Source organism: Bradyrhizobium sp. P5_C11_2, from assembly GCF_054049755.1.
In genome coordinates this window covers 1-1,172 of record NZ_JBFULT010001057.1, presented here as the reverse complement: position 1 = coordinate 1,172, position 1,172 = coordinate 1, and the positions used below count along the sequence as shown (strand labels likewise).

Below are 1,172 nucleotides of genomic sequence, written 5' to 3'. Positions count from 1 at the left end.
GCATATTTCGCATTTCTTCGCGGTGCGGGAGCGGCCCGAGCGGCGAAAAGACTGCAAATTTCTCTCGGAAAAAATTGCTCGAGCCGGGAAAAAATTGCTGGCCCAGGCACGCTGTCGCACTAGGCAATTTTTGCCGAGCACGATATTGATGAATGCAACGGAAATTTTACATGTGTGGCGCGTTGAGCTTGCGCGCATTTGCGCCCAAATCTCCTGCGCCAAGTCTTGTGCCAAGTCTTGCGTCAAGCCTTATGCCAAGTCTTATGTCAGGTCTTGTGCCAAGTGATGCCATCGAGGACTGAGGAAACCGGCCATGCGCTATGATGATTTCCGCCGCAGCGACGACATCGAGGATCGTCGCGACGAGGGCGGCGGCGGTGGCGGTGGCGGTGGCGGCGGGTTCGGTCTGCCGATGGGCGGAGGCGGTCTCGGCATCGGCACCATCATCGTGCTCGGCCTGATCGGCTACGCCTTCGGCATCGATCCGCGCATCCTGATCGGCGGCGCCGAGATCCTCACCGGCGGCAACCAGGCACCGACCTACCAGACCGATCGCCAGTCCTCCTCCGCCAAGCGCGGCGCGCCGACCGACGAGATGGGCAGCATGATCGCCGGCGTGCTGGGCGAGATCGACGATCGCTGGAGCGAGATCTTCCAGGCCAGCGGCCAGAACTACACCGGGCCGAAGATCGTGCTGTTCCGCAACGCCACCAATGGCGGCCGCTGCGGCATGGCGCAGTCGGCGATGGGACCGTTCTATTGTCCGCCGGACCGCACCATCTTCCTCGACACCAACTTCTTCCGCGAGGTCGAGACACGCTTCCGCGGCTGCTCCGGCAATGCCTGCAAGTTCACCGCGGCCTATATCATCGCGCATGAGGCGGGCCACCACATCCAGAACCTGCTCGGCATCATTCCGCGGGTGACGCGGCTCCAGCAGCAGGCCGGCAGCAAGGCCGAGGCCAATGCGTTGCAGGTGAAGGTGGAGCTCCAGGCCGACTGCCTGTCGGGGGTCTGGGTCAACCGCGAGCAGAAGAAGCGTCCGGGCTTCCTGGAAGCCGGCGACATCGACGCCGCGCTGACCACGGCGAGCGCGATCGGCGACGACACGCTGCAGCGTCAGGCCACGGGCCGGGTGGTGCCTGATTCCTTCACCCACGGCTCGGCAGCGC

At 64.0% G+C, this 1,172-nt stretch carries 2 protein-coding genes; both read left to right on the top strand.

Going from position 1 to position 1,172, the window contains the following annotated elements:
* Nucleotides 1-286 (top strand): hypothetical protein (locus tag ACXJL8_RS41625; protein WP_456687099.1); only part of this gene is annotated, 286 nt, incomplete at its 5' end.
* Nucleotides 287-313: 27 nt separating this feature from the next.
* A partial coding sequence (gene ypfJ, locus ACXJL8_RS41620) for a KPN_02809 family neutral zinc metallopeptidase (protein ID WP_456687098.1) occupies nucleotides 314-1,172 on the top strand: 859 nt, incomplete at its 3' end.